This window comes from Pseudoalteromonas sp. SG43-8 (genome assembly GCF_014164245.1).
Classification (GTDB): Bacteria; Pseudomonadota; Gammaproteobacteria; order Enterobacterales; family Alteromonadaceae; genus Pseudoalteromonas; species Pseudoalteromonas distincta.
This window is the reverse complement of the sequence record NZ_JACJEX010000003.1, coordinates 181,603-204,512: the sequence shown is the minus strand read 5'-3', so window position 1 is coordinate 204,512 and position 22,910 is coordinate 181,603. Positions and strand designations below refer to the sequence as shown.

Annotated in this window: 20 protein-coding genes; 11 read left to right on the top strand and 9 right to left on the bottom strand. The window is 36.8% G+C overall.

The genetic code is table 11. From position 1 onward, the window contains the following. Window positions 1–152: 152 nt before the first annotated feature. Together H5122_RS08510 and H5122_RS08505 are read right to left on the bottom strand one after the other, a co-directional pair. On the bottom strand, window positions 153–374 hold the full coding sequence (locus H5122_RS08510; protein WP_007375621.1) for a hypothetical protein: 222 nt from the start codon (window positions 372–374) through the stop codon (window positions 153–155). Window positions 375–580: 206 nt separating this feature from the next. Next, complete coding sequence (locus H5122_RS08505) at window positions 581–1,354, bottom strand: undecaprenyl-diphosphate phosphatase (RefSeq protein ID WP_182681557.1); 774 nt, start codon at window positions 1,352–1,354, stop codon at window positions 581–583. 236 nt (window positions 1,355–1,590) lie between these two features. On the opposite strand from H5122_RS08505, the gene H5122_RS08500 reads away from it, so the two are divergent. The 3 genes from H5122_RS08500 to H5122_RS08490 are packed head-to-tail and all read left to right on the top strand — an operon-like array spanning window position 1,591 to window position 3,712. Then, on the top strand, window positions 1,591–1,878 hold the full coding sequence (locus H5122_RS08500) for a hypothetical protein (protein WP_182671078.1): 288 nt from the start codon (window positions 1,591–1,593) through the stop codon (window positions 1,876–1,878). Next, window positions 1,875–3,470, top strand: a complete 1,596-nt coding sequence (locus H5122_RS08495) for a PepSY domain-containing protein (protein ID WP_182681558.1) — start codon at window positions 1,875–1,877, stop codon at window positions 3,468–3,470. The genes H5122_RS08500 and H5122_RS08495 overlap by 4 nt, the downstream gene beginning before the upstream one ends. Next, complete coding sequence (locus H5122_RS08490) at window positions 3,467–3,712, top strand: hypothetical protein (RefSeq protein ID WP_024597364.1); 246 nt, start codon at window positions 3,467–3,469, stop codon at window positions 3,710–3,712. The genes H5122_RS08495 and H5122_RS08490 overlap by 4 nt, the downstream gene beginning before the upstream one ends. A gap of 9 nt (window positions 3,713–3,721) precedes the next feature. Here the strand turns inward: H5122_RS08490 and H5122_RS08485 are convergent, their stop codons facing one another. Further along, window positions 3,722–4,558: a patatin family protein gene (locus H5122_RS08485; RefSeq protein ID WP_182671080.1), complete on the bottom strand. Its 837-nt coding sequence runs from the start codon at window positions 4,556–4,558 to the stop codon at window positions 3,722–3,724. Between the two features lie 167 nt (window positions 4,559–4,725). Between H5122_RS08485 and H5122_RS08480 the strand changes: the two genes are divergently transcribed. Beyond that, window positions 4,726–5,598 carry an SMP-30/gluconolactonase/LRE family protein gene (locus tag H5122_RS08480; RefSeq protein ID WP_182681559.1) on the top strand — a complete coding sequence of 291 codons (873 nt, stop codon included), beginning with the start codon at window positions 4,726–4,728 and terminating at the stop codon, window positions 5,596–5,598. A 238-nt stretch (window positions 5,599–5,836) separates the two neighbouring features. Here the strand turns inward: H5122_RS08480 and H5122_RS08475 are convergent, their stop codons facing one another. Next, window positions 5,837–7,276, bottom strand: a complete 1,440-nt coding sequence (locus tag H5122_RS08475) for a diguanylate cyclase domain-containing protein (RefSeq protein WP_182681560.1) — start codon at window positions 7,274–7,276, stop codon at window positions 5,837–5,839. Between the two features lie 197 nt (window positions 7,277–7,473). Between H5122_RS08475 and H5122_RS08470 the strand changes: the two genes are divergently transcribed. Continuing rightward, window positions 7,474–8,367 carry a cation diffusion facilitator family transporter gene (locus H5122_RS08470; protein ID WP_182671083.1) on the top strand — a complete coding sequence of 298 codons (894 nt, stop codon included), beginning with the start codon at window positions 7,474–7,476 and terminating at the stop codon, window positions 8,365–8,367. Window positions 8,368–8,431: 64 nt separating this feature from the next. On the opposite strand, the gene H5122_RS08465 is transcribed toward H5122_RS08470, so the two are convergent. Then, entirely contained in the window at window positions 8,432–12,931 is a 4,500-nt protein-coding gene (locus H5122_RS08465) for an EAL domain-containing protein (RefSeq protein ID WP_182681561.1), read from the bottom strand. A 166-nt stretch (window positions 12,932–13,097) separates the two neighbouring features. On the opposite strand from H5122_RS08465, the gene H5122_RS08460 reads away from it, so the two are divergent. The 3 genes from H5122_RS08460 to H5122_RS08450 all read left to right on the top strand — a co-directional run bounded on the left by H5122_RS08460 (window position 13,098) and on the right by H5122_RS08450 (window position 15,771). Next, window positions 13,098–13,649 carry an isochorismatase family protein gene (locus H5122_RS08460; RefSeq protein ID WP_182671085.1) on the top strand — a complete coding sequence of 184 codons (552 nt, stop codon included), beginning with the start codon at window positions 13,098–13,100 and terminating at the stop codon, window positions 13,647–13,649. Between the two features lie 147 nt (window positions 13,650–13,796). Beyond that, window positions 13,797–15,263: a methyl-accepting chemotaxis protein gene (locus H5122_RS08455; protein ID WP_182681562.1), complete on the top strand. Its 1,467-nt coding sequence runs from the start codon at window positions 13,797–13,799 to the stop codon at window positions 15,261–15,263. Continuing rightward, complete coding sequence (locus H5122_RS08450) at window positions 15,247–15,771, top strand: DUF6436 domain-containing protein (RefSeq protein ID WP_182681563.1); 525 nt, start codon at window positions 15,247–15,249, stop codon at window positions 15,769–15,771. The genes H5122_RS08455 and H5122_RS08450 overlap by 17 nt, the downstream gene beginning before the upstream one ends. Before the next feature lie 60 nt (window positions 15,772–15,831). Here H5122_RS08450 and H5122_RS08445 read toward each other — a convergent pair whose 3' ends face one another. Next, window positions 15,832–16,389 (bottom strand): TMEM165/GDT1 family protein, encoded by a 558-nt coding sequence (locus H5122_RS08445; protein ID WP_182681564.1) that lies wholly within the window; start codon window positions 16,387–16,389, stop codon window positions 15,832–15,834. Window positions 16,390–16,937: 548 nt separating this feature from the next. Here H5122_RS08445 and H5122_RS08440 point away from each other — a divergent pair. The 3 genes from H5122_RS08440 to H5122_RS08430 all read left to right on the top strand — a co-directional run bounded on the left by H5122_RS08440 (window position 16,938) and on the right by H5122_RS08430 (window position 19,429). After that, window positions 16,938–17,789, top strand: coding sequence for a hypothetical protein (locus H5122_RS08440; RefSeq protein ID WP_182681565.1), 852 nt, complete (start codon window positions 16,938–16,940; stop codon window positions 17,787–17,789). A 98-nt stretch (window positions 17,790–17,887) separates the two neighbouring features. Further along, window positions 17,888–18,661: a hypothetical protein gene (locus H5122_RS08435; protein ID WP_182681566.1), complete on the top strand. Its 774-nt coding sequence runs from the start codon at window positions 17,888–17,890 to the stop codon at window positions 18,659–18,661. A gap of 573 nt (window positions 18,662–19,234) precedes the next feature. Continuing rightward, a complete protein-coding gene (locus H5122_RS08430; RefSeq protein ID WP_002960627.1) occupies window positions 19,235–19,429 on the top strand; it encodes a (2Fe-2S)-binding protein in 195 nt (64 codons plus the stop codon). Window positions 19,430–19,495: 66 nt separating this feature from the next. Here the strand turns inward: H5122_RS08430 and bfr (H5122_RS08425) are convergent, their stop codons facing one another. From bfr (H5122_RS08425) to H5122_RS08415, 3 genes are all read right to left on the bottom strand, one after another. After that, on the bottom strand, window positions 19,496–19,960 hold the full coding sequence (gene bfr / locus H5122_RS08425) for a bacterioferritin (RefSeq protein WP_182681567.1): 465 nt from the start codon (window positions 19,958–19,960) through the stop codon (window positions 19,496–19,498). A gap of 12 nt (window positions 19,961–19,972) precedes the next feature. After that, window positions 19,973–20,443: a bacterioferritin gene (bfr, locus tag H5122_RS08420; RefSeq protein ID WP_002958985.1), complete on the bottom strand. Its 471-nt coding sequence runs from the start codon at window positions 20,441–20,443 to the stop codon at window positions 19,973–19,975. 272 nt (window positions 20,444–20,715) lie between these two features. Next, window positions 20,716–22,851 (bottom strand): TonB-dependent receptor, encoded by a 2,136-nt coding sequence (locus H5122_RS08415; protein ID WP_182681568.1) that lies wholly within the window; start codon window positions 22,849–22,851, stop codon window positions 20,716–20,718. Window positions 22,852–22,910 lie beyond the last annotated feature (59 nt).

Here is a 22,910-nt window from a genome sequence, read left to right as displayed (position 1 = left end):
TTAGAACTGAGTCTATAGCTTGATAAAGCACTAGTTTAACAAAAAAATTAAATATATTTAGTTAATTATAACTTTATATAAACTTTCTCTAATTAAGCACAACTGATTTAAACACAAACTGCGAGTAAGTTGCTCGCAGCTTATTGTGTATATTAGTACGTTGAGTTTGGTGTGTACTCAGGGTTGATATCGCCGCCTACTTCCTCTGGGTCAACATCGTTAATAAGCAGTGTTTCACGTACAGCTTCAATGTGATCAAGTACGCTTTGGTAGCGCTCGCCATATTCATACTTTGTCACTTCAATCGCTTTAGGCATGTAAGTAAAAGCTATTTTTAGGGCGTGGAGTGCTTCTTCGTTTATTTTTTCGCTCATAATGTTCTCTTATGTGTAGGCTATGGCTAACCTGAGTTCTGAATAATAAATCTATCTCAAGCAGCTATTTTTAGCGCTAACTGCGTTGAATTTCCTTGCAATAGACCAGCTATTTACGCGTAAATTCACCTTGTTTTCACCAAAAATTTCTAGCTAGAGAGAAACAGACTTAAATATCGTTATTATTTATAGTGTTTTTAAATCTCTTAACCAGAATTTAGGTTAGTTAATAAAATAACACCAAATACGATTCGGTAAAGACCAAAACTAACAAAAGTGAAATTTTCTAGAAAGCGTATGAATAGTTTAATAGTAAAATAAGCCACTATAAAAGACGTTAAAAAACCTACAGCAAGGGCAGTTAGGTCATCTAAGCTAAACAGTTGGTAATGTTTAAGTAAGTCGTACCCTGAGGCTGCTGCAAGTACAGGTAAACCAAGTAAAAATGAAAATTCAGCGCTGGTTTTTCGGTTTAAACCACACAACATGGCACCAACAATAGAGCTCCCAGCACGACTAGTCCCCGGAATTAACGCAAATACTTGTGCTACGCCAATCCAAAGTGCTTGTTTATAAGTAACTTGGGTTACATCGGTAGTTGAGCAGTGAGCCTCTTTATAACTGCGCTCTAATAGTAAAAAAATCACACCGCCTACAATAAACATAACACCTACTACCTGTACGCTAAACAGTGTTTTTATTACATCACTAAATATAAAACCAATAATGCCCAAAGGAATAAATGCAATGGCAACTTTAATCCATAAATTAAAATGTTTAGGGCTGAACTTATCTTTATAGTTAGCTAGTACCGCTAAAATGGCGGCAAGTTGGATAATGACTTCGAAGGCGAGGTTAGTGTCTGTTGATTCAATGCCTAACCACTTTGACGCTACAATTAAGTGCCCAGTTGATGATATGGGTAAAAACTCTGTTATTCCTTCAATAATACCTAAAATAATCGCGTTAATTATATCCACGGTTTACTGCTTCCTGAAAAATTAAAAAGCCCGAACTCGGCTTAACTGAAATGACGCATTACTGCGTACCTAAATTGCGAGGCGTAGCATAAAAGCTCTTAAAGCAAACCAACAGTATTTTTAGAATTAATGTGTTTAATAAATTGCATTAAGTGTTAAATGCACAATATAATAACAATTGTTATCATTTGCATATACTGTTTTGTATATGTTTGGGCAAATTTAATGAGCGAATAATGCATAATAAAAAAACGTTTACAGCTACACGGCGAAGGCACCTAATTGCATGTGTGTTAGCGCTAATTACTGCGGTAATAATGATTCCGGGTATGACAACTTATTTACCGTTTCAAATGAATGAACAAATATTACTGCCTATTTTACTCTTTCCTGTTATTTGGACTGCGTTGTTTATTTATGCGTATTTGGCGCAAAAGGTATGGCAACCGTTTGTTGTAATGATTGCACTGTGTGTATTACATGGTTTATTGAGTTTTTGGGCGTTAACGCAGGGGCAGGGATGAAGTCGATTACTTTAAAAAAGCTATTTTTATTACATAGCTGGGTAGGAATTATTACTGCTGTACTGCTATTTATTGTTGCATTTAGTGGGGCGTTAGCAGTGCTGTCGCGACCTGAGTTAAAAATATGGGCAAATCCAGAGCTACAATCTAGCCAACACGTTGCCAGCGCGCAAATTAATCGACTAGTAAACGAATACCATAAACAGGTGCCTAGTGAATTTGGCGAAAACATTCATGTGTTTTTACCAAGTGGACATAACTTTCATTTATTAACGTTGGTATTTGAATCCCATCATGGCGATGAAAACTATGACCAAGAGGTGGCCAGAGTATTCCAGTTTCATCCGGATACTTTGGCGCTGGAAAATACTTACTATGGGCCTAGTAAAGAGTTTTACGCTAATAAAAAAACAGATGCGCCAACCTACATAGGTGAGTTTCATGCAGATTTGCATTTAGGGCGACCAATTGGGTTAATTCTCACTGGTTTTTTAGGTTTAACACTTTTAGTAAGTGCAGTTACAGGCTTGTTTATTCATCGTAAATTGATAAAAGAGCTCTTTACGTTTAGGCGAGATAAAGGATTAGATATTGCAGTGAGCGATGCTCATAAGGTCATAGGTATTTGGGGCAGCGTATTTAATATTGTAATTGGTTTTACAGGATCATTTTTAGGGCTTGCGACCGTTATTTTATTACCAGCTGCTGCGTTTGTGAGCTTTGGTGGCGATCAAGATAAGTTAATAGAAACGTTTACCGCAATTCCTGAGCCGGTAGTTAGCCACATTAAGCAACCTACAAAAATAGACACTATTTTATACAATGTGCATAGTCGTTACCCTGAAGCAATAATTAGGGATGTCACAATAATGGCGCATAACGATGCGAATGCGCAGGTGTATTTGCGTTTGTTAGGTGGCGAGGCTGTTGTTTCTCAATTACTGCATTATAAAGGCAATGGTGAGTTTGTGCAGTCGATGAGTCGTTTTGGTGATATTTCCGGTGTTTCGATAAAAGTAATTGAGTTGATGTTTCCGCTGCATTTTGGGAACTTTGCAGGGGTGTTTGTAAAATTACTTTGGGTATTGCTTGGCTTAAGTACTGCGCTTTTACCTATTTCGGGCATGATGATGTGGCTAGCAAAGCGTACACGTGGCAGTAGCCCGTCGCTGAGTGTGCAGGCATATGCACGCTGGAATCGTTTTATTATTGGTAGTTGTGGAGGCTTGGTATTAGCAAGCTTTGTGTTATTTCCTTTGCAAGTTGTACTTAATTATACCGTTATTGGTGTGGCGCAAAATAGCTTTTTTGGACCCGTGTTTTTTTATACGTGGTTGGCATGGTTACTCTTAAGTGTATTGCCTGTAGGTTATAAAAACTATTTTAAGCTGACTCTTTTGCTATGCGGCGCTTCGCTTGCTTTGGTGCTGCCGCTCAATATTATATTTGGCGTGAGCAATGTTATTAACCTTAATAGCTCGCTTGCCGCGATAGTAGATATAAGCTTTATGGTGGTGGGTATCGCGTGTATTTTTGGTGCCTTAAAAATAAAAAACACACAAAAATTACAAGCAGAGGTACAACCCGCATGAACGAACTACTAATTATAATTGCCATGGTAAGTCTATTATTAATGATGCTCAATATACGCAAAAACACACTCACAATACCTACTAAAGCTTTTTTAAGTACACTGCTATTTAGTTTAGCGCTGATATGCTTTATGAGTGTTTATGGTATTTTAGGCGGTGCAATATGCACCGTTGTAGGAGCTATGTTAGCAGGGTTACTAACTGCAGTTATTGCGGGTAAAGCGCCGCAATTATTAGGGTGAAAAATGCAGTTATTTAGCTAAAAAGGCCTTAGCAGCATCAATCCCCATATTGTAACCACTATTAAGTATTTCAAACTTTTTAGTGGTTCGGCCAACTTTAAAATTAGCTGGTGGAGCAATAATATTGATTTTGCAGTCATTTGGTGGATTCATAATAAAATCGATAGACTTATTATAAAAATTAGCCCTATCTAAGGTCGCTTGAACTAATGCAGGATAGTTTTTATACATTTTTTTAGTAAGCCAAGGTGCCTTACTTGGCTTTTTACGATAGCCTAAACATTGAGACAAAATAACAGTTATTTCGCGAGCGCCCATTTCGTACGCTTTTATTACCGGAATAGAATCCGCAACCCCGCCGTCTGTCATCGCTATGCCATTAATAATAGGGTAGTCACGGTATGCAATAGGTATAGCGCACGATGCTTTTAATTGATCCACCATATCGTCGCTGGTGGCTTTTAAATAGTGTGCTTTGCCCGACTCGATTGCCGTAGATACAATATAAAATTCGTGTGGAGTTTGTTCAAATACCTCTGTATGAAGGCGTATTTCGCGAATAGTTTCTTGCCATAACCAGTCTAAATCAAATAAATGACCACCTTTAATAAAGCGCGCTAAATTAATGAATTCAGGACGACATGAATAGTCGGTAATTACTTTATAATTTCGCATTGGTTGTTTGCATAAAAATGCGGCTATATTAGTTGCTCCAGCTGAAACACCAAAATAGCGTTCAAATGGCTGGTATTGCTGTTTTAAAAACTCATCAAGCACACCTGCGGCAAATATACCGCGCATTGCACCGCCTTCAACGACGAGTGTGTTTTTATTATTGTTGTTCATGGCCAATCCTTTTTATGAAATTTGATGTTATCAACTCAGTCTAAAAAATGCGATAGAGATTACTGAAGATGATAAAAAATTAAAGCCGGGTACACATCGCGAAATTCACTGTTTTCTGGTAAGGTTTAGTATTACAAGGCTTTGTTAATAATAAAGAATAACTACTTATGTTTGATCCTAGCGTAACCATTTTTGAAAGCACACAGAGTCAGCTTGCAGAAAGTCCTCTTTGGCATCCTATGCTGAACACTTTTTTTTGGGTCGATATAAATAAAAAATTACTTTTAAGCAAAAATATACACAGCAAAAGCCAACTAAAAACCGTGAATATGCCCGATACGCTCAGTGCAATAGCGTGGATTGATGAGCAGCACTTATTGCTAGGGACAAGTACTGGTATATACAAATACCATATTAATTCAAGCACTCGCCATCTTATTCTTAATATTGAAAATACACAGCTAAATCGACGTTCAAACGACGGCCGTGCTGATCCATGGGGTGGCTTTTGGTTAAGTACAATGGATGTAAATGCTAAAAAAGGGGATGGTAAAATATACCGTTATTATAAAAACCAGCTTAAAGCCGTTGTAAGTGGTTTGAGTATCCCAAATGGATTGTGTTTTGATAAGTCCCGTTTACGCGGTTATTACTGCGACTCTTTAACGAGTTGCATTTATGTATTAGATTTGGATGAGAAAACTGGTGAGGCTTGCGCTGAGCCACGTGTTTTTTATCAATTTAATAATACTGATGTTGACCCCGATGGCTGCGTAACCGATAAATTAGGTAATTTGTGGCTAGCTGTTTGGGGAATGGGATGTGTTATGTGTTTATCCCCAAGCGGTGAGTTAATTAAAACAATAAAGCTTTGTGCATTAAAACCGACGTGCACCGCCTTCGGTGGTGAAAATGCTGAGTTACTACTTGTTACATCGGCATTTGATGAAGCGATTAATAATACTGTTGGTGAACAAGGCGCTGTATTTCAGATCTCCGGTATAAAAAACGGGCAGTTTGAGCCGCCAGTTTTACTGTAACTTGTACTTTTCAGTGATGATTAGCTTTTAGGCGTACCCCCATAACACCCACTTCTTTTTTGGTTACTAAAACCTCAGTACCGGCGATAATTGGTTGCTCACTTTCAACGCCTTACTTAGCTTACTACGCGTAAATCACTAAGTAGTTGTATTGTTTATAATTTCAGGTGTATGGATTATCACTACAGCAAACTTTAAACCACTAAAACTCACTGCAGTGCGCCACCTTAGTCGGTTTTTAAAAACTAGCTATTTTATTTCTGCCTGTTTCTTTTGCGTTATAAAGGGCTATGTCGGCGTTAGTTATAACCTCTTTGGGTTTTGTTTTGTGATTGGGTATGAAACTATAAAACCCAATGCTTAAAGTGAGGTATTTACTGACAGTTGAAAAGTTATGTTCAATTGCGAGTTCTGCGATTTTTTCCTGAATAAGAACAGCAAACCTTTGACAGTGATCTGTGTCGACTGCAGGTAAAACTATCGCAAATTCTTCCCCCCCGAAACGAGCTGCAAGATCACCTTCCCGTTTACAAATATTGTGTAGCGCTTTGGCCACTCGCTTTAGCACTTCATCGCCAAGCTGATGTCCATAGTTATCGTTATAACGCTTAAAAAAATCAATATCACACATAATTAAACTAATGGGTTCCTTATTACGTGCACAGCGCTTAATTTCGCATTTTAAAGTCTGATCAAAACAGCGTCTATTAGCAATGTTTGTAAGGCCATCAGTATTGACTTGTTTATTGAGTTTTTGGTTGGCGTTAATGAGTTGCTGCTGAGTTTGTTGAAGCTCTTGCTTATAATTTAAATTTTTGAAAGCATTAGCAAGCATTTCACCTACTAACCTTAGGCGAATAAGGTCTAAATCTGTCCAATCTCGCTTTTGAACAACACAATCACAGCCAATAAAGCCAACCAATTCTTTGTCATAGCGTAATCCAATGCAAAGTACCGATTTTATTTCTTGTTGCTGGAAAATCGTTTTTTCGCTCATTGCTTGAATGGGGAGCAACGTTACATCATTCACTCTGAATAAGTGGGTACGGGCCATCGAACTAAAAAAATAAGGGAGGTCGCTTTTTAAAAGGTTTTGTAAGTCGTCTTTAAAAGCTTTGATACCATCATTGACCCATTCGTGAGTGTTATTAATAGTTTTACCATCTTCGGCAAACTTAAAAAGATAACTCCTATCGGCATTGCAAACCGTACCGACTGCTTTTAATGCATAGTTGATATGCTTATCAACATCGTCATTTTGAATATCAATTAAGTCAGTTGAGATGTTCGATATAATATTATCAAAATCATATTGTTCATCCACGTTGTTATTTAATATATCGATAATAATAATGGAGTTTGAATTAGGTAAATTTGCAAATTTTACGTTGAGTAGCAATTTGGATGATTGTTTCGATAAAATAAACTGGCATTGGTTATTTGCCGTAAAATAATCAAAGAATAGCTCCTCGATCAACAGATTTTTTTTACTGTGATGATTGGTTAAAGTGATGTGTGAAAAATCAGTTTTATAAAAATGTGATTGGTCTTTTAAGTCAAACAACTCCTGTGCCTGGCTGTTAACTTTAAATATATCTTCATTTGCATCATAAAGTAATACACAAAACGGCAATAACTCCAAGTTTTGCCATGCTTCTTCTGATAGGTTATTACTCACTCAACTCTCCATGTGTCCAAGCCATAATTAAATTCTTTTTCTTTACTAACTATTAGCACATTTTTTTTGATTTACTAAGTTTTTAGTGCGTTTGCGGGCAGTACGTATTATAATTGATACTGTATATCATTACCCATTTCTACTCTAAGCCATCTTTGGCTTATTTGCACTTTAAGTATAGGTTATTCAAGCATTTCATGACAGAAATCACTACACACCAAGCTTCTCGTCGTCGGTTACTCATTGCGCTAGCAATTACGTGTTCGTTTATGATAATTCAGGTTATAGGTGCTTATTATTCTAATTCGCTTGCTGTTCTTGCTGATGCGGGGCATTTGTTTGTTCACAATAGCTCGTTATTCATCGCACTGATAGCATCAAGTCTCGCTATTCATTTTGCCAAAACCTATAACGATGGCCATCAACGAGCAGAGCTTTTTGGTGGCCTAGTGAACGGGTTTTTATACCTAGCAATCAGTTTAATTATTTTGTATGAAGGTGGTGAGCGCTATATACACCAACATGAAGGAAATGAGCTGGCTATCAATAGTTATTTAATGTCGGTTATTGCTGCTATTGGTTTTTTATTTCATGGGGCTGCTGCATGGGTTTTATATAAAGGCCGCAAAGCGAGTATTAATGTGTACGCGGTATTTTTACATTCATTCTTTGATCTGATTTCTACCGTATCGACATTTGTTGCCGGTATTCTTATATATTTCACAGGCTGGGTTGTAATCGATATTTTATCGAGTATGTTAATTGCTTCTTTCGTATTATTCACCGGTATTAAGGTCATAATTAGTTGTATAAAAGGTTTACGCCTAAATAAAGCGAAACTTCCTAAAGTTACTGATATTGAAAGTAAAATTACAGATATGGAACATGTTCATAATGTCCATAACGTCACAGTAACGCGCAAATATAATGGTATTGTAGTAGGCGCACACGTTGTCCTTAAACAACATTGTACGATTGAAAAACATGATGAAGCGTGTCGTATGAAGGTAGAGCAATTATTAGCCGAAAAATTTAATGTACGTAATAGTGTATTACAAATCGAAAGCCATGAATGCCATCATATCCATTAATAGCATCTAATTAATATAAAAGCGTGTAATAATGATTAGCACGCTTTTAATGTTTCAAATCAAATCAAATCAAATCAATGATATTGCTAAAACAATCGCTTTTACGTAAGTCTTTAGCATTCATTGGTTTTGCAAAGTAATAACCCTGTAATACATGGCAGCCAACCTCAGCTAAAAAGAGCATCTGTTCACGCGTTTCTACTCCTTCTGCAATGCAGTATAGATCTAAGTTTTCTGCCAATGAAAAAATAGTTTTAATAATTGATTCATCTCCCTTATCTATACCAATACTATTTACAAAGCTTTGATCTATCTTAATAACATTAATAGGGAATTGGCTTAAGTAAGTGAGTGATGAGTATCCTGTACCAAAATCGTCAAGTAGTAATTTAAATCCAGCAGCTTTTAGGTTTTGCAGCTGTTTGGCTGCTTTAAGCTTATCTTCTAATAAAATACTTTCTGTTATTTCGAGCCTTAATTGTCTTGGATGAACTTGAGAGTCCGCTAATATAGCCATTAACCGCTGTGTTATGTTTGTTTTTAAAATGTGTTTAGGCGATAAGTTTAAAGATATATAAAACAACGGGTTTTCGCTGAGTATAGGCGTAAGTTCAATTAGTGAACGGTGCAAGGCTTGCTCAGTAAGAAGTTCTATTAAACCGGTTTCCTCAGCTACAGGAATAAAAAGAGCTGGAGATATTAACTGGCCTTCATTTTTCCAGCGCATGAGTAACTCCACGCCATTTATTGTTTTCTCTTTTATGTCGATAATAGGCTGGTAGTGATTAAAAAATCGGTTGTCTTTTACTGCATCTTTTAAATCATTTTCAAGCAGTAACTTTTGTTTTATTAGCTCATTCATTTCATCGCTAAAAAACTTAAAGTCGTTTCTCCCGCCTTGCTTAGCGTGCATCATTGCAACATCGGCATTACGGATGAGTATATCTGTGGTTATAGCATCGAATGGGTACAGAGCTACGCCAATACTTGCTGAAATATTAATAGAAAAGTCTTCAATAATTACTTTATTAGCTAATTCATTACTAATTTTTCTTACGGTATCGCGAAGAGATTGGAGTGATTTTATATTTTGAATCAGCACTAAAAATTCATCACCACTTTGGCGGCCAAGTATAGCGTCTTCGCTAAGCATGCCGCTTACTCTTTGGGTAATATTACATAACAACTTGTCACCTACTGCATGACCAAAAGAGTCATTAACAGGTTTGAACTTATCTAAATCAATAAATAATAATGCGCATTGGGTATTGTTTTTATCGGCATATTTAATCGCCTTTTCAATGTTTTGATACATTAAACTACGATTAGGTAGATGTGTAAGAGGGTCAAAATTAGCCAAATAGCGCAGTTCGTTTTCAGCACGTTTTTGTTCAGTTAAATCTGTAATAACAATCACATAGTAACTTGCAGTGTCTTTTGTTACAGCTGTGGCACTTATATGTATTGGGTGTTCGTTATTTCTTGCTGTTCTTATATAAACATCACTTTGCCAGTTTTCAGTTGGTTTTAATTTTTTTAAAATACTAGCAAACTCTCTGCACTTATCTTTACCAATTGCTTTAATAAACAATTTAGGGCTAATTTTGGTGGTCGTTTGCTCGTTTGAAAATGTTTCAATAAAACTATTGTTCGCAGAAAATGGCATTAAACGCTTATCGAGTATAAGTAACCAATCGTTTATTTGGCTAAACGCTTCACCTAAAATTTTTGCTTGTTGCTCATTAGCTCGTTGCTCGGTGATATTGGTATATATGCCAGAAACATATAGAGGCTCATTTGTTTGAGGATCGTATATAACTTGCCCTGTATCTTGATACCAGAGCCAATGGCCATTTTTATGCTGTAAACGGTAAGTTGCTTGCCAGTTTTGTTGTTTTTTGTACTTGAAGTAGTTTTCCCATTGGTTTTCAAAACGACGTCGATCGTCTGGGTGTATAAGCGCTAAAAATTGATCTATATGCACGCGTTCAGGTAAGTCTGTATAGCCTAATTCACTTCCTCTGAGCGTATTTACGGAAGCGTCTTTAAAGTTATAATCCCATACGCCGCTTTTATTATTTTTAAGCGCGAGTTCTGTTTGCTTTTGCGAATGAATAGTCGCTCTATGGGCTTGTTCAATTGCAACTTGGCGGCTGCGGTATTGCCAAAAAATGAAAAACAACACGGCAATTATTAAAACTACATAGGCGACAATAGCAAAGGGCGACTTCCATGGTGCGTAGGCCACGTTGATATTAAGTGTTGCAGGTTCGCTTGTAACAATACCATCGCGATTATGTGCTGATATTTTTAGTGAGTAATTACCAGGTTGAAGCTTTGTGAAAAACACTTGATTAGATTGTAAATCTTCATATGTAAGAGACGTAGGCCCTGAAAGGATTACTTTATAATATGCTTTATCAATATTAGGGTAAGAGAAGTTAGAAAAGCTAACCGTCAATCCCATGTCTTCATAATTTAATTCAAGTGGTTTGCTAAGGTATTTATGAGGATTGTAATTGAGTTCGCTAGTAAGGAGGCTAATATCAGTAATGGCTAGATTACTTTTTTGTAGTTGTTCTTTTTCATTAAAGTCTATCGGGTCAAGAAGTAAGGCTCCAGCATTGCTACCGAACATAAGCCTGCCATCGCTTAGTGTTGCTGCCGCTATTGGTGTAAATTGGTTTATATTCAAACCGTCTTTTACTGAAAAACTCACTACATTGAGAGTATCTAGGTCTATTTGATATAGACCATTGTCGGTACTTGCCCATAAAAAGCCGTTTTCATCAGGAAGTAGTGAATAGATAGAATCAGTATTAAACGAATTTTTTAATCCTATATAGTGCTTTCTTTCATACGTAACGGGGTCAACGCCGAGCAAACCTTCGTGAGTGGTTGCTAACCATAAAATGTTTCGTTCTGAGTCTAAGTAAAAGTTCTCTACAGTGTAAAAAATATCTTCTTTAGGATTAAAAGACTGAAATATAGTCGTTAAAGTTTTTGTTTTTTCGTTGTACCTAAGGAAGCTTTTTGATGTGCCAAGTACAAACTCTTCAGGATGTGTGTCGAGGTGTTTATAAAAAGCGTAAGAAAATAAAGGATCGACTTGCTCTTTGAGCCCCTTAATAATTCTTGTTTTTCCTGTTGTTTCATTAAAAACATAAAAATTATCATCCGACATAAATGCATATGTGTCTGCAGATAACTGGGCAAAGCCAAATAAGTTGGATTGGTTAATTACATCTTTTTCTGTGTCTTTATTTTCAATAATTTTACCCGTTTGTTTATCAAACAGTTTAAAACCATCGAAAGTAACAAGCCAAAGGAATTGATTATCACCAATTGAAGACGCAAAAATATCATAAACGGCAGATGCCCCGTATATTGCTTTTGAGTCGGTTGAGCTCAGATATACATCACTTTTATTTGTTGCTTTGTCGTACCGTGCAATTCCATCTTCTGTTCCTAACCAAATAATATTATTTTTGTCTTGGTAGGTGGCATGAATAGTATTGTTACCGGGTAAAGTAATGTGTTTAAACCGTCGGGTTTTAATTGGCCATGTAAACACGCCCTGGGTTCTAGATGCGAGCCAAAGTACGCCGGACTTATCAACCATTAGATCGTTTATTGAGTTTTCATTAATATTAAACTTACTTTTTTCATAATTTAATACGAATTCTAGTTCTTTGGTTTCGCGGTGATAACTGAACAATCCACTTTCGGTTGCTACAAACTCCCCGTAAACAGTATTGACATAATCCCATATATTATAATTAGGAATTAAAGTTGTAATATTTGCTGCAGATATATTTTTGGTATTATCGAATGCTAATTGATACATGCCTTCAACAGTACCAACAAGTAATCCTAATTCATTATCAACACTTAAGAATTTGACGTTTACATTATCTACCGTATTTTTTTCAGGGGGATGAAGAGGTATTTTTGCAAGTTCTGAATTATCTATATTTGCAGTGTATAAACCATCATTTGTACCAATATATAAAGTGTTTTTATATATTGTTAATGACCGAATGTAGTCACCTTTACTTGGCAGGGTTAGCTTAAATGTGAAGCGTTTACTCGTCTCATCAAATGTATATATTTGGGCATCTATGGCGAAGTAAAAAGTACCTTGTTGCTGAGTCATTGCAGAGATCGGAGAGAACATTTTTTTTTCTTTATCTATTTGACCAGAATAGATTTTTTCGGTTTTTAATGTGAGGGGATCTATTATATAGGCACCAGAAAGATCTGTTGAGACAATGATTTTTCCGTCATCGGCTTTAAATAATGCATAAATATAGTGTTTATCCAGGCCAAAGCCGCCACTAAAAGTTTTTACATTATATCCATCAAAACGGTTTAAACCCTGTTGGGTTGCTATCCAAATATAACCAATATCATCCTCTTGAGTCTGCAAAACGTAACTTTGTGATAGGCCTTCGTCAGTAGAAATTCGTTGTAATTGCTGAGCATAGTTTTGTGATGCAAAAGTGCTTTGGATGCATAGTAAAAAAGTAATGGTGATATGAAAAAAAAATTTGCTCAAACGCACTTATAAACACTCTCAGTGGAAGATAGGATGATGCTTAGCTAGATAGTAAATATAGCATAAGTTTTTATTTTTTAATTACAAATAATATACATAACGCTAAAAGTTCTATTTATAAATAGTGAGCTACTCTATACAGATAATAGTAAATGCTTATAAGGAGAGTATAGTGGTTTTCTCTAATGTTGATGCAAAAAATAGCGTGTTATTAGTTATAGACTTACAAGAGTTGCTTGCTCCTGTAATTAAAGATTTTCCGAATATTTTAAAAAGCACATTGCAGTTAGCACAAGCGGGTATTATTCATGGCGTTCCATGTTTAGTAACGGAGCAATATGTGAAAGGTTTGGGCGAGACTAATCAGCAAATTAAAAATACGTTACCTAATGCCGCGTATTTTCATAAAACGTACTTTAGTGCGTGTGCAGAGCCTGGTTTTGTTGATACGTTAAAAAGCCATGGTAAAAAGCAAGTTGTTGTTGTGGGAACTGAAGCACATGTGTGTGTTTTACAAACATGCTTAGATTTAATAGAAAATGACTTTGAAGTTATTATTGTTTACGACGGAGTTGGTTCGAGAAACCCGCAACATAAAAATTTGGCGATTGAGCAGCTACGTCAAGCTGGAGCTGTAATTTCATGCGCTGAAATAGTAATTTTTCAATGGACAAAAAAAGCTGCTACGCCTACGTTTAAAAAAATACTGCCTATAATTAAGTAGACTGCATGTATATAATGTAAATTAAATGTATTATTTTTGATGTGTCGGTAGTTTATTATTGTGTTCAGTAAACTGAAACTCGTTTTAATACGTATATTGCAGACTGCTTTATAAAACAACAATGCAAACAACAATTTTAAGGTTCTTATGTCTAGTATTGGCCGGTTATTTACAATTATTTTTAGTCTTTTGTTTGTCGAATCTATCGCTATTGGCTTGTATTTCGACACATTAGCGCAGGCCTTTATGATAGGTTTGCCATTGTGTTTATTACCTATATGGCTTTTAAACACACAAGGGGATAGTCCTGTTACCCCGCATGTGGTAGCTGCCGCTATAATGATGTTTTCTTTTTTGCACATTCAACAAACTTTTGGGTTGATTGAAGTCCATTTTGAAATATTTATTTTAATGCCCATTTTAATTGTTTTTGTACAGTGGCGAGTGTTTATTACCGCTATTATTTTTGTAGCGGTTCATCATTTATCTTTTTATTATTTACAAACTCAAAATACGGGTTTTTACGTATTTGACCCTGATAGACTCGCTTTTACTACGGTGCTAATTCATGCTGGATACGCAATAGTTGAAGTATTAGTTGCAGGCTATATTGCAAAAACGCTGCAACGGGAACGTCGTGCGGGCTTATCTTTAAGTTATGCGACAGAACAAATAATGAAAGATCCTGAAAACATTAAACTCTCTCTTCGCGCGGATGACACTAAAAGCGAGGCTGTAGCAGGATTTAACACATTACTAGATTACTTATCTGATGTTATTAAACAGGTACAAACTCAATCAGAGTCATTGCAAAAAAACTCACAAGAGCTTATTGATGTTCACGATCAGTTAGCGAGTGGAGCGGTTCAACGTACGCGACAAACCGATGATATTGCTAATTCTGGCGCTCAAGTTGCCAATGGCTTTAAACTTGTAGAAGAAGAAAGTGAGGTGCTTAAGCGCCAAGTTGACCATATTACACAATCTGCAGGTGATGCATTAAAAGAGGTGCTTCAAACAGACGCTAAAAGTAGAGAGTTGTTAACACTGCTTAACCATACCGAAGAAAAAATAAATCACTTAGTGGCAGCGGGCGATGTTATTTCAGGACTTCTTAATGAAATATCAGGCATTGCTGAGCAAACAAACCTACTTGCTTTAAATGCAGCTATTGAAGCTGCCCGCGCAGGCGAACACGGTCGAGGTTTTGCTGTTGTTGCTGATGAGGTAAGATCTTTGGCTAACCACAGTAAAGCAACAACAGATAAAATTAGTCTTACATTAAAAGATCTTGTTAATAATAGTAAAACGTCAACGCAATCAATGAGTCAGTGTGTGAGTTTTGTAGTTGATTTAACAAGTATTAGTGCTGCAATGAAAGAGAATATTTCAGCAATGAGCGAGCAAATAGCCGCAGTATCTTCAAGCTCTGACTCAGTTGCACAAGTGGTAGCGGAGCAAGCAGGTAATACCGAGTTAATAGCAAGCAGTACTGATACTATGCGCCAAAATCAGTACCAAGATACGCAAATAGTGCAGCAGTTAACCGCTAAGGTGCAGTTAATCGATGTAAGTATTGATGTATTAGAGCAAAGCATTGCCAAGTTTAAATAAATCTAACTCTTTTGTATTTTCGCTTATAACTATATGGCTTGTTTGTGTTGTTGCAGGGTTAGTTTATTTTCAGTTAGAGCAGCTTAAACCGTTTGATAGCTCAAAAGTTTTATTGCAAAAGCACTGGTTTAATAACTTTAAAAAGCAATTGGACTGGGTTGACACTAATGAAGCGTCGTTAGTGCTTATAACTGAAAAAAATTGTGGGTGCACCATACAAGCCAAGCCGCATATTTCATCGTTAAGCTCCTTTGCTGCCAATAAAGCTATGAAGGTTGTACAAGTTGAATTAACACCAAAGCTTAAACTTGTTATTCCGGCAACGCCTGCCGCCGTTATTATTAATAAAAACGGTGATTTTGTTTATGCCGGTCCGCTCTCCGAAGGGTTAGCGTGTGCCCAGGGAAGTGGCTTTGTTGAAACTGCGGTCACTAATTTAGCTGTTGGTTTTAACTCAAATCTCTTAATTACACAAACCAAGGGATGTTACTGTGTAAATAATGCATAAATAACGTATCGATAAACTAAAGCTCGCACTTAAATCAACAGTTGCGAGCTTTAATATTGATTAAATTGTAACTAAGCCATAAATACCTAATGACACAAACACAAAAGCAGCAATAGCACGTACGGTGTTTAGCGATATTCTTTTTAGTAGTGCATTTCCGGCGTATATAACAGGCACGTTAGCAATTAACATACCTAACGTGGTTCCTACCGTAACCCAAAACACAGACTGATATTGTGCACCTAACAACACCGTCGCTATTTGTGTTTTATCACCAATTTCTGCAATGAAAAATAATACAAAAGCGACTAAAAAAGCCCCGTAGCTATCGTATTTACTACTCACAGCTTCGTCTTTGTCTGGAACTAATAGCCAAAGACCAACAACAATAAAGCTGATGTTTACAAGCCAAGGTAAATATTCAGAAGAAAAACTATTACTTAACCACTGCCCAAACCACGCTGATAGGCCATGATTGAGTAAGGTTGCGGCTAAAATACCAAGAATAAGCGCGCTTTTATTACGAAAACGGGCAGCTAACAGGAGTGATAAAAGCTGGGTTTTATCGCCAATTTCGGCAAGTGTAACAGTGACGGTTGAGGTTAAAAAAACTTCCATTATTGATTCTTACAGGCGGGAATACTAAACCAAGGCAAACAACTATCTCCCGCCATGAGGATAGTGTCTACCTAGGTCTCGCCGATAACGCTTGCTACAACATTACAAACTTACCATGCACATGAGGTGCAATTATGTTGATAAGTTTACTCATTACTGAGCGGGCTACTCCCCTAAGAGGCGGGCATTATTCCATAAAACTTTTGCGTGGTAAATATTAAGAATCGAATATAGTTAATTTATTCGGGAGTAATAAAGTTAGCTTTTGGCAATTAGTTGATAGTCAGGGAAGAGCGAAAACCTGTCATTGAGGTTGGCTAAATATAAGTAAATTGATTGTTCAAATTGTTCTTTGCTCATATGCTAATAATATATGAACAATGCACGCGTATTATTCTATTAAACTTACTTTAAAGTTTTAGAAAACTTAGTGATAGTAATACCTTAAGTAATTTGTTAAAACTATATAAAGTAGATAAATGAGCGTTAAGTCGTCGGAAATATGCGCGATGAGCGCACTATTAAATTGGTTAGCCCCAGGAGGTTTCGTGGAAAGAGTTCCCGTTTACTTGGATAGTAATGTCATCATTGATATGGCCGATGGGCGCGAGAACGATCTTCTTGGGCTAGTCATGAGGAGCATTTATGAAGGACCATACTGTTATCCATTTTCCGCAGAGCAAATTTCTGAAATTACAGACAACGAAAGGCAAGCTAGAAACGAATCTAGGCTGATGCTGTTATCTGACTTAAGCCGTAATGTTTATTTTGAACACAGTATCAATAGTCTTCAATTTCGTACTGAGTCTACTACTCAGGTTTATGAAACAATAAACGAAGTTTCATTATCTCAAAATTGGGAAGCTGATTTTGCTAATTTTATTTCTTTCGAGCAGCAGTTAGAGGCTAGAACTGCTTATGGCCTGTCAACGGATGACCTAAATAACCTATCAGCTGAAGAAGCGATTACCAAGATAAACTCGGCGCTATCAAATTACGAGTATGAGCGTGAAGAAGGACAAATAGATCCTCCGAGAACGCTTAACGATATGTTGGATTACTCTGAGCAGAATATGCGAGAGCATTTCTCCCAGGTATGGGAGTCAATGGGCGCAAATATAGAATCTCATCTACGGAACTGTAAATTAGTTAGTTTGTTTTCATTTATCGATACATTCGGCTTCTGGAGTGACTCAAAGAGGACGTACAAAAAAGGTTCACGCTTAGCTGATAGTCGTCACGCATTTAACGGGTCCTATTTTAAGTGTGTAGTATCGAGGGATAAACGGCTTCTAAAAAAATCAGAGGCAGCATATAAGTATTTAGACATTACGACACAATGCTTTCATACAGATGAATTCAAAGCGCATTTATATGATTTGCTTTCGGGACAAAGCTAACAAGGCCAGGCACAGCGACTACTTTTCGTTGCGGCTTCGCCACCATTACAAAACCGTGCGTGCTGGCGGCATTAAGTGTTCATGAGGTCAGTTAAAGAATGAGTTTTAAAATTAATAGAATTAGCAGTAACAGTCTTGGGACACATTATGGCATTTTTCAAAATGGAGAGTTAACCCATCAAGAATTTAGTCGGACGGCTGCAGAAAAAGTACTCGGAAAATTGCAGATTGGAAAAACGATTGAAGAAGCATTAAAACCTGACCCAGCCCCCAAGCCTGAACGAGTGACTGCTCGACTTGTGACACCTCAAGTTTCATCGACTAAGCAACATAAAGCTCTTTTCCCTACAGCGGTAGCAGCTGAAAGAAAATTCAACTATGACCCGGTGGTCTACCGCCAAATTGCGCTCTTTAAGGTAAATGAAATCGTTCAGATGACGAATCGAAAGGGGCACAGTTCAACAATACACATTACAAATATAGTGAAATTGAGCTGGCACCAACTCCAACTGTTAGTCTCATGTGGTAACACTAAGTTCGAGAAACAGTATTTACTTTATAAGGAGTACAGTACAAAGTATAGAGCAAATAGCGTTTTGAAAGGGATGAGTTTAAGCCAAGGCGAGAATTCAGAAATTCAAAAATATATAGGTATCTTTAAGGCAAATGGGTTCTCAAAACACACACAAGTAAATGATTATATAACTAGCAATAACTTGTGGGGAAACTACCCGACGATTCGGTCACTTAACGATCATGGCGAATACAAAGAAATTGAAGGTATTGAGCCTCAGTATTTTGAAGTTGTTTGCCGTATTTTAAATATATCCAGTGAAGGTGGAAGAAGCTTAGATAACTTCAAAAAGTACTAATTTAGAACACACCTAACACAATTTAAGAGGGGGTCGGCACGCATGGCATTTTTACTATGCGTCGGTTTTAATGATTAAGGGGTATGTGACAGCATCAGTATCGTGTGTCTTACACCTTAATTGAGCGTTGCTATCAATGTCCGCAATTGGCACTCTCCAGCCACTCGACAACATAAAATGTTGATAATAATTGGCAAGGTATTTTACTGTGTCGGATGGCGCTTCGCTTATCCGACCTACACTGGCATAAACCGGAAATAACCGACCCGTAAATTCCGTATTTATACATTAAGGTTTTTAAAGCCTTAATGTAATTAATTTTCAACCATTCAAATATTTGCCTAAACCTAACCTTACTTAGATTTAAGGTGAACTTTCATTAATAAATCTCAATCTGAGTGCCACACCTTGCTTAAAATTAAAACTATTCTCAAGCTGCCGCGAATTCTCAACTTAAGTGGCGCTGGCCAAAAAAATTTTTAAATAATACATATTAGCTAAATAACAATTGATAACCATTTTCGTTTAGATTAGTATGTACGCACTAAATGAAATTGAGAGTGGTTTGTATTCATGTATATTTGTCTATGTCACGGTGTGACTGATAAAAAAATTGAGCAAACAATTGACGATGGTGCAACGACCATGCGTGAATTAACCAAAGAGCTTAAAGTAGGCAGCCAATGCGGTAAGTGTTGTGGTTGTACTAAAAAGATCCTTAATCGCAGACTTATTCAAATTGCGGATGTAACGGATCAAGTTGCTTAATTACATATAAAAATTTAGATATAAAAAAAGCAGCTTTTTAGCTGCTTTTTTTATGCTTGTTACTATTTACAGTTGAGACTGCAAGTAGTTTTTAATACCCGTATTTTTAATAAGCAATTGTTGAGTTTCTAACCAATCAATTTGCTCTTCTTGCTCATTTAAAATGTGATCAAGGGCTTCGCGGGTAATGTAATCTTTTTTGCTTTCAGCTAGTTTTACAGCGCTTCGTAACTCGTCAATAGTATCGAGTTCAAAATTCATGTTAGCAGCAATCATTTCTTCGCTGTTTTCACCAATACGTAATCGGCCTAGGTCTTGAAGATTTGGTAAGCCTTCTAAAAACAAAATACGCTCGATTAAACGATCGGCGTTTTTCATTTTTTGAATTGATACTTTGTAATCTGCTTTGTCTAATTGAGTGAAACCAAAATCTTTAAACATGCGTGCATGTAAAAAGTATTGATTAATACCAACAAGCTCATTAGCGAGTACTTTATTAAGCGCTGCAATAACGTCTTTATCGCCTTTCATAATATGCTCCTACTAAGCCATTTGTGCTTGATGATAATTTTCAGAACCAATTTTATCAATTAGACCAAGTTGTTGCTCTAACCAGTAAACATGATCTTCTTCGGTATCAAATAACAGCTTTTCTAAAATGCTACGAGATTGATAATCTTGTTGTTCTTCACATATTGCGATTACGTCTTTAACACACGCAACTACTTCAAGCTCTAGTGTTAAATCGTTTTGCATCATGCTTTTTACATCGTTACCGATAAGTAAATCACGGCGCTTAGTCATATTTGGTACACCTTCTAAAAACAAGATGCGCTTAATAAGCCAGTCTGCGTGATCTTTTTCTTCTTCCATTTCGTGGTTAAGGCGCTCGTATAGTTTGTTTAAACCCCAGTCGTCATACATGCGCGAGTGTATAAAATACTGATCGATTGCTGCTAATTCGTTAGCTAACAATGTATTAAACGCATCGATTACTTTTTGATTACCTTTCATGATAAATCGCCTCAACTATTTCAATTGTATGCAGTGTAGTACATATAGCCTATATTGCAAGTTTTCTCTATAAAAATCATTGCGTTACTATTGGTTTTGATTCTTATTTAAGTTTGCGTTACTGCTTGGTTTATGGACAGTTTTTTATTTGTATTAGTATCTGAGAATGATTACTAGAGGTATTTATAAACAATAAGTAGAGATACTGCTTTTCATATTATCTTTTTAAATAAATAGGCATGCTGATGCCTATTTATTGAGTCTATTACTAATTAAAACTGGTATTTAGCACCTAGGGTAGCCGTTGTGCCTAATCCTTTGATGTTATAGCCGCCGTAAGTGTAAGATTGTGCGCGGGCAGGGTAGTAATCGCTATTGAACAGGTTTTCGATACCAAAATAGCCACTCCAGCTGGCGTTAACATTGTATTGGCCACTTAAGTTAAATGTGTTGTAGCTACTAACAGGGCCTTGATCGCCAGAGTATTGGCCCTGTGCATTTTTATCAAAACGCTTTCTGTCGCCTACATATAAAAAACTCATTGCAAGTGATAAATTTTCGTTGGTTTGCCATGTTAAATTAGCAGTGGATTTCGGCGGGCTGATTTGTTTTGCCCCTAAATATTCATCCGCTTCGGTGTTTTTACCTTCTACGTAGCTATATGTAGCACTTAATTTAAGATCTTGATTAATAGTATAATTAACTAAACCTTCGTAACCCCATATTTCTTGCGGTGCGCGTACGGGTTCGTAAACACCCGTTACTTCGTTAAATTCATTACTGGTGCCAAGCTCTGAAGTACTTCTGTACAGTGCAAATTCAAAACGAACGTTTTCAAACTGTGAAGTAAAACCAACTTCGTAGTTGTCAATTATAGATGCTTGTGTCTGAATAAGTGCAATATCGTCAACGGTTGCAGCGCGAAGTAAGCGGCCAATATCAGAAATATCAGATCCCTGTGAATAACTAAAAAATGGGCTGAATGCATCTGTTAAATTGTATTTTATGCCTGCATTATACGTTGTAGCGTCATAGTTTATGGTATCACCACGCACATTTAATGGGACTGAGCATTGCGAAGGTGTTCTACACAGTTTTAATGTTTGGTAATCACTTACGCTCAAATCAATACTTTCGTTTCTTACACCTGCTTTTACAATAATATCGTCCTTTATTACCCATTTGGTTTGTAAAAAGCCAGCCACACTTTCCATGTCCATTTCGGGCACCCATACACGGCCATCTACTAAAGGTTGCGATGTTTTATCGTTTAAGGCATCAATACCGTAGATTAAGGTTGCTGTTACGTTTTCAAAATCAAACTGACTATTAAATGTAGCCCTTGCACCTTGCTTGTCTGATTTAATAACGGATTGGCCACCGGTATAGCCTTCATCGAGGTTAGCTAGGTTAGTGGAGAAAAAGAATACGTTTTCTATATCTTGTTTATAAAGATCGAGGGTCATTTGTGTGTTTTCAAACAACGCGTAATCAACATATTTTAGGGTTATATTTTTGTTGCCTTCTGGGCCTTGCGGCTTACCTTGTTTTTGAAGCTCTAAGGGGACATGTATAGCGTATGTTTTTTCTCCTATATTGCCATCGCCAGTAACATCGCCTAAATCAGTTTTTTGCTGTGAGCTGAAATAGTTATAGCTAAACTGCAGTTGCTTTTCGTCGTCAAAATCATAAGTTAGTTTGGTAAAATAGTTTTGAGTTTCAGAGTCTGATAAACCATATTGCAAGCCTAAAATATCGCCCTGTGCATCGCGTTGTACGCCGTTTTCTTCATAGCTTGCCGTTAACAGGTAGCTTAGTTGGTCGAGCTTACCGTTTACTGCGGCGGATACTCTACCGCCACCACTTTCTGCTAATTTAACAGCGCTAAAGCGGCTTGAAATACTTATTTCACCTTCCGGTTTACCATCACTACGCGCTTGTTTTGTTATGTAGTTAATAATGCCACCTGAGGCCCCATTACCATAAATAGACGTTGCGCCTTTTATTACTTCAATGCGCGCTATGGCACTTGCATCAAGTGTTTTTACGCCTAAAGAGCCATTACGAAGAGGGGTTGATTGCGGTACACCATCAATCATTATTAATGGCGCACGGCCGCGTAGTGTTTGTCCTGAATTACTTGAACTGCCTGTATCTGGGGCAAGCCCTGGAACCATTTGCGCGAGTAAGCTCCCCAATTCTGAGCTTACTTTTAAATGCTGTTGTATTTTTTGCTGATTAATAACGGTAATAGATGCAGGTACTTCGTCAATGCTTTCTGATATGCGGCTGCCTGAAACAATGACATGCTCAAATTGATCAGAATTGTATTCATTTTTATTATTTTCATTTGCTAACGTGTTAGTACTTATTGCAACAGCAATAAGGCAAAGCGAAGTTTTTAACATGGGGTGTCTTAGTCGATAATAATTTACGTAATGGTAATTATTATCAACTAATGACGCAA

What these genes read in the sequence shown, in the direction of transcription:
- H5122_RS08510 (WP_007375621.1), bottom strand. Translation starts at nt 374, where the DNA reads ATGAGCGAAAAAATAAACGAAGAAGCACTCCACGCCCTAAAAATAGCT.
- H5122_RS08500 (WP_182671078.1), top strand. Translation starts at nt 1,591, where the DNA reads ATGCATAATAAAAAAACGTTTACAGCTACACGGCGAAGGCACCTAATT.
- H5122_RS08495 (WP_182681558.1), top strand. Translation starts at nt 1,875, where the DNA reads ATGAAGTCGATTACTTTAAAAAAGCTATTTTTATTACATAGCTGGGTA.
- H5122_RS08490 (WP_024597364.1), top strand. Translation starts at nt 3,467, where the DNA reads ATGAACGAACTACTAATTATAATTGCCATGGTAAGTCTATTATTAATG.
- H5122_RS08485 (WP_182671080.1), bottom strand. Translation starts at nt 4,558, where the DNA reads ATGAACAACAATAATAAAAACACACTCGTCGTTGAAGGCGGTGCAATG.
- H5122_RS08480 (WP_182681559.1), top strand. Translation starts at nt 4,726, where the DNA reads ATGTTTGATCCTAGCGTAACCATTTTTGAAAGCACACAGAGTCAGCTT.
- H5122_RS08470 (WP_182671083.1), top strand. Translation starts at nt 7,474, where the DNA reads ATGACAGAAATCACTACACACCAAGCTTCTCGTCGTCGGTTACTCATT.
- H5122_RS08455 (WP_182681562.1), top strand. Translation starts at nt 13,797, where the DNA reads ATGTCTAGTATTGGCCGGTTATTTACAATTATTTTTAGTCTTTTGTTT.
- H5122_RS08445 (WP_182681564.1), bottom strand. Translation starts at nt 16,389, where the DNA reads ATGGAAGTTTTTTTAACCTCAACCGTCACTGTTACACTTGCCGAAATT.
- H5122_RS08435 (WP_182681566.1), top strand. Translation starts at nt 17,888, where the DNA reads ATGAGTTTTAAAATTAATAGAATTAGCAGTAACAGTCTTGGGACACAT.
- H5122_RS08430 (WP_002960627.1), top strand. Translation starts at nt 19,235, where the DNA reads ATGTATATTTGTCTATGTCACGGTGTGACTGATAAAAAAATTGAGCAA.
- bfr (WP_182681567.1), bottom strand. Translation starts at nt 19,960, where the DNA reads ATGAAAGGCGATAAAGACGTTATTGCAGCGCTTAATAAAGTACTCGCT.
- bfr (WP_002958985.1), bottom strand. Translation starts at nt 20,443, where the DNA reads ATGAAAGGTAATCAAAAAGTAATCGATGCGTTTAATACATTGTTAGCT.
- H5122_RS08415 (WP_182681568.1), bottom strand. Translation starts at nt 22,851, where the DNA reads ATGTTAAAAACTTCGCTTTGCCTTATTGCTGTTGCAATAAGTACTAAC.